This window comes from uncultured Christiangramia sp. (assembly GCF_913046405.1).
GTDB classification, from domain to species: Bacteria; Bacteroidota; Bacteroidia; order Flavobacteriales; family Flavobacteriaceae; genus Christiangramia; species Christiangramia marina.
Genome location: NZ_CAJWRQ010000111.1, coordinates 1 through 9,074, shown reverse-complemented (window position 1 = coordinate 9,074; position 9,074 = coordinate 1). Strand labels below are relative to the sequence as shown.

Genomic DNA, 9,074 nt, shown 5'->3' with positions numbered 1-9,074 from the left:
TGTTGCAATCTAATACACCTTAGAAAGGTGTTTTTGTACTTCAGCAAAAACATTTTCAGGATTAATTTGAGTAAGGCAGTCATAGTGACCAAAACGGCAGGTTCTCGAGAAACAGGGAGAACATCTCAAATTTCTGCTCAGCACAGATGCATTAGCATTTATAGGGCCTGTCCAGGTTGGTGAGGTGGAACCAAAAACTGCTATTTGCGGGCGTTGAAGTGCTGCCATCAGGTGCATGCTGCCAGAGTCATTTCCCACCAGCAATTGTGCTTTTGTTAAGATTGCCAGCAATTGTGCAAGTGTTGTTTTTCCGCAATAATTATGTATCCAATCATGATCATGGGCAATTTTTGTCCCGGATTCAACATCATCAATAGTACCCAGTAACAGGATTTTATGTCCAAAAGCTTTGTGAAGTTGTTTACCCAGCTCTCTATAATTTTCCACAGGCCATTGCTTAGATGGACCATAAATGGCCCCCGGTGTGAAAACTACAAATTTTTCCGGGATTTTGAAAGCACATGAATCTAACTGCTCTTTTACCCAGTCATGTTTAACTTCAAGACGTGGAGCATAATTCCCCATTTCAAGGTCATTGGACAGCAAATCAAGGTATTCTTTGAGCAGGTGTAGTGACCCTGGCCTCATTTCATGTATTTTTGCTGAAGTAAGCAGAAAACTTCTGTATTCTCCTGCGTATCCAATTCGTTTTGGAATTTTGCTTTGGAATGCCATCCATGCCGACGAGAAACTAGGAGGTAAAACATAAAAACAATCGTAATTTTTGTGACGCAATGATTTGCCAAATTTACCTGCAGAATCTTTATTTTTGTCAAATAGTATTATTTCTCCTCGGTGTGGTATTGGTAATGTTTCAAATCCGGATTTTAATATGATATCTACCTGTGAATCCGGAAAAGTTTCAAGAACAGCCCGCAAAAATCCTGTTGACATCACAAGATCTCCCAGCCAGTTTGGAGTGTGAATCAGTATTTTTGTCGGGATAGAATCCAAAATGCCTAATAATTACTCAATGATCAGGGAATTCCGGTCATGACCGCTGCAGAAATAATAGCCATCCGGAAGAATAGATTTATAGTGTTTTAACTCAATTTCGCTCTTGTCCTTTTTCTTCAGCCACACTCGAAGGTCTCTTACTATGAACTGAGAACCGTCTATGTTGTTGCAGACTTTTTCTGCTTGTTGATGGACATCATTCGGAATCCTGGTATATGCTTTTTCCTGCAGATTAGAGCAACCTTGAGTGAAAAGTGCCATTATTACAAAAAAACAGAACAAACAAAAAAATAATCTGAAACACATGCAATTATAAAACTGAATGTTTGAATTCAGTAATTATTATGTTTGTTGATAAACTAGCCTAAATTTCAGGGAAAGACAATCTTGGGAGGAAAATGAAGTGAAATTCTTTTATGATGAATTTTGCAGGTAAATTCATAAACTAAAATTACGTTTTTGTTCAGGAATTTGACTGGAAACAGGCTTATTTTCAATTTGTTGCTGGAAAGTTTTCATTTGTTTAAGAAAGAAATCATCTTCAGTCATTCTCAGCCGAACCTTTTTCAAGGTTGAATGGACAGTTGAATGATTACGTCCAATAATTTTGCCGATTTCATTAAGGGATAAAGAGGTGAGTTCTTTCAAAAGAAAAACCGTTGCCTGCCTTGCTTTGATATGCTTTCTGTCACGACTTTGAGAGCGAAGTCCGTCTTCTGAAATTTGGAACATAACGCATATGCGCCTGATGATTTTCTTTTCAGTCTCATCTGTATAATGTTCTGAAAATAATTTTTCTGTATCCGGTTTCTGCGAAGAATTATCAAGCCAATCTTTTAAAGCATATTGAGCTAATTCAGTTGTAAGTTCTTCATTTAACAAAGATGCATGAACTCCAAGGCGAATCAGTGCACCTTCAAGGCGCCCAATCCCGCCTTTTATATGCTGTACTATGAAATTTGCCAGTTCATTGCTCAAGGGAATTGCTCGCTCCTTTGCTTTGCTTTCAAGAATTTCAACTTTGGTTAGATTATCTGGCATTCCAATGTCAACAGTAAGTCCTGATTCCAGCTTCCCACAAAGTCCTGCACTGAGGCTTTGCATCTGGGTAGGTGGTTCCTTGCAGGCAATTACAATCTGGGCTTTTTTCTTGCGCAGAGCATTAATCGTATAAAGCAATTCTGTTTGACATTTTGAAGATGGGGTTAATGCATGTAAATCATCCAGAAGAAATACATCAACCTTTCTGTACTTGTCACGGAAGTCCTTCATTTTATTAATTCTGAGATGCGTGACAAAATTGTTTAAAAAATCTTCAGCGGAAACAAGTACAGTTTGTTTTTTTGGAATTGCATGCTGCATTTCATTGTTAATGCCTTCCAGAAGATGTGATTTACCTGAACCAGATTCACCGTAAATTATGAAGGGATTGAAGGCAATTCCCGGCATATCCACAACTGCTTTACATGCTCTGATTGCCAGAAGGTTGCGTTTCCCTGGAATGAAGGAGTCAAGCAAATTTACACTGGAGTTGCTGACAGCAGTTTCTGGCTGCTTAGAAGAAGGTTTTTCCTGCAGCTCAGGATTGTCAATTTTCGCAGCAAATTGTTCCTGGTTCAGATTAAATTCTGTCTGAACAGCTTTCCTGGTTTTTAAATTGCTGCCAATTTTATAAATAAATTTTTTTTCTGAAAATGGGGCTTTTTCAGGATAGAGCTTATCCAGAACTTTTGTCAGCAGTTTTTCATGGTTTGTCTTGATTTCGTAAAGGTAAACTTTATGCGGGATTCCGGCGATCACCACTTTAGCAGGTGTTATTTTCAATAACTGAAGTGAATTTAACCAAGATTGACTTGCATTAGCAGTTAATGAGCTTCGAACAGATTCTTTGAATTCCAGGGATTGTTTATGAGTCAACTCCATACTTCCAGAATTTCAAATCCATTTGCTGTATAAATCATCCCTGTTTTCATTTGATCTTGAAGTTATATACTGAGGGGAATTCACCTATCCAAGGTATGGAACCAGAGTAAAACTGGCCTGATCAGTCTAATGTAAATGAGGACAAAAGAGCAACAAAAAAGAATCACATAAAGATGAACTATTTACACACAAATAACTGATAATAAAGATAAAAATTTACAGTATTTTTTGAGTATAGTTGAGATACGTGATTCTTCCAAGAATTCAGTAGAATCATCTGCAATATGCAGTACAACATCAGTTCCTTTTGTTTTTTTCTTAGTTGCATCCATCTTGAAACTAGGGGAACCATCACATACCCATCTTACTGCTTTACTATTTGGTTGCTGACTCTTAGTAATAATCTCAACCTCTTTAGCTACCATAAAAGCTGAATAGAACCCTAAACCAAAATGACCTATAATATGATTCTTTGCATCCTTATCTTTATACTTACTTAAAAATTCTTCAGCTCCAGAAAAGGCTACTTCATTGATATATTTCTTAACCTCTTCTTTCGTCATTCCAATACCCTGATCAATAATATGCAGCGTATTGTTGTCCTTGTTAACTTTTACTTCAATCGTAGGATTGCCATATTCAACATTAGCTTCACCTAAACTACTAAGGTGCTTTAATTTTAAAGTTGCATCGGTTGCATTTGAGATCAGCTCCCTTAAAAAGATTTCATGATCACTGTATAAAAACTTTTTAATAAGCGGAAATATGTTTTCAACAGACACATTTATTTTTCCGGTTGCCATATAATTTGATTTAAAATTTTGTTCGGTTTGAGAGATTCAAAAAAAATACCAATAATGCTTTGCTGTCAAACTGACACCCAATGTAATGTATGTTTTATATATACGTCTAAGCCATTGTATATAGCTGAATGAGAACTTTTAACAAAGTTTTGTTTATCAAATAACAGAAATACTTAAACAAAGTAGTATCTTTGAAAAAGAAATAAGAATTATGGCAAAGGCAACAGGAAATAGTAAGGTGAAGAAGAAGCCAAGTGAGGATAGGCTTATAGCAATCTATATGGACTATGTACTTGTGAATGAAAGTACTCCTAGAAGTGTTTACAAGTTTGCTAAGGAGAATGATATAACCGAACAGGAGTTTTACGAATTCTTCGGAAGTTTTGATGGTCTAAGAAAGAAGATCTGGGATAAGTTTTTTGACAACGCCCTATCTGTCATGGAGAAGGCACCAGATTATCACTCCTTCAGTAATCGTGAAAAGCTACTCACATTTTTCTATACGTTCTTCGAGGTTTTAACCGCAAACAGAAGTTACGTACTCTACGCACTTAGTGAGCATAAGGATCGAATGAAAAATCTTGAACAACTTAAAGGTTTACGTAGAAAGATGCGCAGTTTCGCCAAGGATTTAATTGCTGATGGCAATAGTGACAAATCGTTCAAAATTTTTGAGCAGAGTGAAACTGTTTTTAGCGAAGGAGTATGGGTGCAATTCTTATTCCTGCTAAAGTTCTGGATGGAGGATAATTCTCCATCTTTTGAAAGTACAGATGTTGCAATTGAAAAATCTGTGCATACCGTATTTGATCTATTCGATAACACTCCTTTGGAGCGTGTGGTAGACTTCGGAAAGTTCTTGTGGAAAGAACGAATGGCCTAATATTAAGATTATGAAAACGATAGATAAAATTCCAACAGGCAAAATTGGCCGTACCAGTAAACTGGTTCAAACCGGTGTTAAGATTGGTGGGAATTACATCAAATATTACGGTAAAATGGCATTTAATTCTGAATTAACACGTGATGAGTTAGATGAAGACAATGCTACAGATATTTATGACGGATTGAAAAGTCTGAAGGGAAGTGCTTTAAAGGTAGCTCAAATGCTATCTATGGAGAAGAACCTACTTCCAGGTGCCTATGTAGAAAAGTTTAGCCTGGCGCAATTTAGTGTGCCACCACTTTCTGCACCATTAGTTAGAAAAACATTTAAAAAATATAACGGAGCATATCCTGAAGAGCTATATGATACTTTTGCAACCCAGTCGGTAAATGCCGCCAGTATCGGTCAGGTACATAAGGCGACAAAAGATGGGAAAAAACTTGCTGTGAAAATCCAATATCCGGGGGTTGCAGATAGTATCAGTTCAGATCTTGCGATGGTAAAACCTATTGCTCTGAAGATGTTCAATCTTTCAGCAAAAGATTCTGAAAAGTATTTCAAGGAAGTCGAAGGAAAACTTCTGGAAGAAACAGATTATATTCTGGAAGTGAAGCAAAGTAAGCACATTTCCAAGGCAGCTGCACACATTCCTAATATCAAATTTCCGAAGTATTATGAAGATCTTTCCAGTGAAAGGATCATTACTATGGATTGGATGAATGGAATGCATCTTAGTGAGTTCTCAAAACAGAATACGTCACAGGAACTTGCAGATAAAGTAGGACAGGCGCTATGGGACTTCTATATGTTTCAGATTCACGGATTAAAGATGGTACATGCAGATCCACATCCTGGTAATTTTATGGTGGATTCTGAGAATAATCTGATCGCCATTGATTTTGGTTGTATCAAACAGATTCCAGATGATTTCTATACTCCTTACTTCTCGTTGACAGATCGTAATAATCTTGATAATGCCGATTATTTTAACGAAAGATTATTGGAACTGGAAATTCTTCAGGAAAAGGATACAGATAAGGAGAGAAAGTTTTTCTCTGAAATGTTTTACGAGATGTTTGCGATGTTTTCAACTCCGTATCAATCTGAAGTATTCGATTTTACAGATAAAGAATTCTGGGATAATCTTTCCCAGCTAAGCGAAAAATATTCTAAGGATCCGGAATTACGTCGTATGAATGGAAATCGAGGAAGTAGACATTTCCTTTATATGAGCAGAACATTCTTCGGGTTATATAATTTGTTACATGATCTCAAAGCTAAAGTTGAGGTTAATAAGTTTAGAGGTCTCCTCTAATGGTTGATTTATTGGTTAGGTTGAAGAGAGCGTAGTTGTTGGTAGCAGCTGCGCTTTCTTTTTTGGTACTAAAAAAGCCCCCGGTCTATCCCGGGGGCTTTTATTCCGAAGAGAAAAATATATTAATTTCCAGCTTCCTGCTGTTCAGTATTAGATTCAATCTCTTTATTCTTCACATATTTTTCCAGCCATTGATCCTGTTCCCATAATACGTGCAGTACAGATTCCTTTGCGCTATAACCATGACTTTCCTTAGGCAACATCACCAATCTTGCAGTGGCTCCAAGTCCTTTAAGTGCATTAAAGTAACGTTCGCTCTGCATAGGATAAGTTCCCGAGTTATTGTCTGCTTCCCCATGAATCATTAATAATGGAGTATTCATTTTTTCTGCATGCATGAAAGGAGACATGGTGTTGTAAATTTCCGGAGCTTCCCAGTAATTTCTTTCTTCGCTTTGAAATCCAAAAGGAGTAAGGGTACGATTGTAAGCACCACTTCGAGCGATTCCTGCAGCAAATAGATCTGAATGAGAGAGCAGATTAGCAGTCATAAAAGCGCCATAACTATGCCCGCCAACAGCTACTCGATCACGATCCACGAATCCTCGTTCATCGACTGCATCGATAGCCGCTTTAGCATTTGCCACTAATTGATTTCTGAACGTGTCATTAGGTTCTTCATCACCTTCTCCTACAATTGGAAATGAGGCATCGTCAAGCACTACATAACCTCTGTTCACCCAATATACTGGCGATCCGTAATAAGGATATGTAAAGTCGTTAGCATTGGAAGTGTTCTGAGAAGCTGAATTTTTGTCCTTGAATTCTCTTGGATATGCCCACATGAACATAGGAAGTTTTTCCGGGTTAGACATATCATAACCGGCAGGAAGATAAAGCGTGGCATTTAGTTCCAGACCATCATCTCTTTTATAAGTGATCACTTCTTTATGAACGTCTTCCAGAGATTTGAAAGGATTGGCAAAATTGGTGATTTGGGTAAGTTTATTCTTAGAATCTATATCCCGGATAAAGTAATTAGGATACTCGGTAGAAGACTCGATACGAACCAGGATCTCACCTTTATCGATGTCCAGCGCTTCCACCAGACTTTCTTTTTGATCTTTTAGCTCAGACTGGTACATACGTTCAGTTTCACCAGAACTTAGATCGATTTTGTCCACAAAAGGAAATTGTCCATCCTCTGTAAAACCTGAACCCATTAGGAAAGCCTCATCTTTATCCAGTTCAAGAACCGAACGTCCCCATTTGTTTTTGGACATCACAAATCTACCTGGATCGCTGTATACATCCTGATAATTTCTATCGAAGATGATTTCAGGCTTCTGGGAGGCGTCGGATGGGTCGAATACATAGGTTTTCGTATTTCTGGTGTTCCACCAGTAATCGTTCGCTAAGGCAGTATTATCATCGCCCCAGGTAATTCCGCTCGCACGATTCTTAAGTTTAATGAGTGATTTTCCTTCACCCTTAAATGGCGCTTCAAGTTGAAAATATTCATCTCTGTATTCCACTTCTTTTTCAGGATCTCCGCCATCAAGAGCCACAACATATGTTAAAGTCGCAGGACGATCGCTTCTCCAGCTCCAATCTCGTTTGCCTTCTCTTTCTGCCATAAAACCTTTCGGCAGATCCTCAATGAGCGGTACTTCATTGATCATATTTACCAGTTGCCCATTCTTATCATATATACTTGTTTCTGAAGGAAATCTGTAATATGGAACCAGGTATGAGAATGGCTTTTCTAAATGTGTAACCATCACATATTCCCCATCTGAAGAAAAGGAGATGTCTGAATACATTTTAGGAGCCATCCATGACGAAACTGTACCATCCAGATTTACTTTCATGATCTCAGATCTGGCTAATTGTTCAAAATTATATTCATCATTAGGATTCTTCAGTAGATCCTGATAAGTTCTGTTCTGGGCTTCTTTCCCATCACTAACCGAAATTGTAGGACCCGAGGGAACTGAAGTTTCGGTATAGATCAGGGCTTTTCTGTCTTCAGGAAGAGTCGTGACCAGAATAGCAGAATTATCTCTAAACCAGTTTACAGTGCTGCGCATATTCGCATTAAGATTGGCCTCGGTAAGTTTTCTACCAACAGCATTTTTAATGTCAAGTACCCACAATTCCACTCCTGTATCTGTAGTATGAGTAAATGCCATCATACTTTCATCTGGCGACCATGAAAAATTTGTAAGTCGAGGGTTTTCCGGAAGTCCGTTGACCTGCACCGGTTCTTTTTCTTTTACAGATTTAACTTTGAAATTATTGTAATAACGTGCCCTGCTATTAATATTGGTCACGGGGTTAATTCTCAAACCACCAAGGCGTAATTCTTCTTCGCTTAGTTCAGCTATACTTTTAAATTGATCCCGGTATAGGAAGATCATCATTTCTGCATCACTATCTATAAGAGTGGAAGGTGCCAGGGGAACATCGATAAGTTCAAGGATTTCCTGCGGTGGTTTCTGGTAGTCCAGGTTTTCCTGAGCTGCCATTTCATTAAGGAACAGAATGGATCCCGCCAGACATAACAAAAGTCGGTTCATAATGTAAATTTTAGATTTGAATTTAAATGATTACAAGCTTAATTGTAGTGTTAATGTTTCTTATATTGCGCGTCGGAATTTTCGCAAATTCATTAAATTTAATAAGAATTATTTTTAATATCATAATTTTTACCCATGTATCAAACAAAAATTGCAGGATTAGGAAAATATGTACCGGAAAATGTTGTCACGAACGATGATCTTTCGAAACTGATGGATACGAACGATGAGTGGATCACCGAGCGTACCGGAATTAAAGAAAGAAGACATATAAAGAAAGGAGATGGCAACACTACTGCAAGCATGGGAGTGAAAGCTGCCAAAATTGCCATCGAAAGAGCAGGGGTTTCAAAAGACGATATTGATCTTATTGTATTCGCAACACTAAGTCCAGATTACTACTTTCCTGGGTGTGGAGTTCAGGTTCAGGAAATGCTGGAGATAGACACCTGTCCTGCCCTTGATGTCCGTAACCAGTGCAGTGGTTTTATTTACGCAGTTTCAGTAGCAGATCAATTCATCAAGACGGGAATGTATAAGAACGTACTGGT

Annotated in this window: 6 protein-coding genes and 2 pseudogenes; 3 read left to right on the top strand and 5 right to left on the bottom strand. The window is 37.9% G+C overall.

The genetic code is table 11. From position 1 onward, the window contains the following. Positions 1–9: 9 nt before the first annotated feature. From waaF to QZ620_RS12365, 4 genes and pseudogenes are all read right to left on the bottom strand, one after another. Positions 10–1,014 (bottom strand): lipopolysaccharide heptosyltransferase II, encoded by a 1,005-nt coding sequence (waaF, locus tag QZ620_RS12380; RefSeq protein ID WP_295182129.1) that lies wholly within the window; start codon positions 1,012–1,014, stop codon positions 10–12. Between the two features lie 12 nt (positions 1,015–1,026). Beyond that, on the bottom strand, positions 1,027–1,278 hold the full coding sequence (locus tag QZ620_RS12375; RefSeq protein WP_295182127.1) for a hypothetical protein: 252 nt from the start codon (positions 1,276–1,278) through the stop codon (positions 1,027–1,029). A 177-nt stretch (positions 1,279–1,455) separates the two neighbouring features. Next, positions 1,456–2,934, bottom strand: a complete 1,479-nt coding sequence (locus QZ620_RS12370; protein ID WP_295182125.1) for a DnaA/Hda family protein — start codon at positions 2,932–2,934, stop codon at positions 1,456–1,458. A gap of 209 nt (positions 2,935–3,143) precedes the next feature. After that, positions 3,144–3,743: pseudogene (locus QZ620_RS12365) on the bottom strand (ATP-binding protein); the annotation flags it as partial. Positions 3,744–3,954: 211 nt separating this feature from the next. On the opposite strand from QZ620_RS12365, the gene QZ620_RS12360 reads away from it, so the two are divergent. Beyond that, positions 3,955–4,626, top strand: a complete 672-nt coding sequence (locus QZ620_RS12360; RefSeq protein WP_295182124.1) for a TetR family transcriptional regulator C-terminal domain-containing protein — start codon at positions 3,955–3,957, stop codon at positions 4,624–4,626. A 10-nt stretch (positions 4,627–4,636) separates the two neighbouring features. Continuing rightward, entirely contained in the window at positions 4,637–5,944 is a 1,308-nt protein-coding gene (locus tag QZ620_RS12355; RefSeq protein ID WP_295182122.1) for an AarF/ABC1/UbiB kinase family protein, read from the top strand. Between the two features lie 122 nt (positions 5,945–6,066). Here the strand turns inward: QZ620_RS12355 and QZ620_RS12350 are convergent, their stop codons facing one another. Then, the gene (locus tag QZ620_RS12350) at positions 6,067–8,523 is read right to left on the bottom strand and encodes a prolyl oligopeptidase family serine peptidase (RefSeq protein WP_295182120.1); all 2,457 of its coding nucleotides are present in this window, start codon (positions 8,521–8,523) and stop codon (positions 6,067–6,069) included. A 135-nt stretch (positions 8,524–8,658) separates the two neighbouring features. Here QZ620_RS12350 and QZ620_RS12345 point away from each other — a divergent pair. Continuing rightward, positions 8,659–9,074 (top strand): annotated as a pseudogene (locus QZ620_RS12345) (3-oxoacyl-ACP synthase); the annotation flags it as partial.

Excerpts from the sequence above, each read along its gene's own strand:
- QZ620_RS12375 (WP_295182127.1), bottom strand. The coding sequence starts at position 1,278 with ATGGCACTTTTCACTCAAGGTTGCTCTAATCTGCAGGAAAAAGCATAT.
- QZ620_RS12360 (WP_295182124.1), top strand. The coding sequence starts at position 3,955 with ATGGCAAAGGCAACAGGAAATAGTAAGGTGAAGAAGAAGCCAAGTGAG.
- QZ620_RS12355 (WP_295182122.1), top strand. The coding sequence starts at position 4,637 with ATGAAAACGATAGATAAAATTCCAACAGGCAAAATTGGCCGTACCAGT.
- QZ620_RS12350 (WP_295182120.1), bottom strand. The coding sequence starts at position 8,523 with ATGAACCGACTTTTGTTATGTCTGGCGGGATCCATTCTGTTCCTTAAT.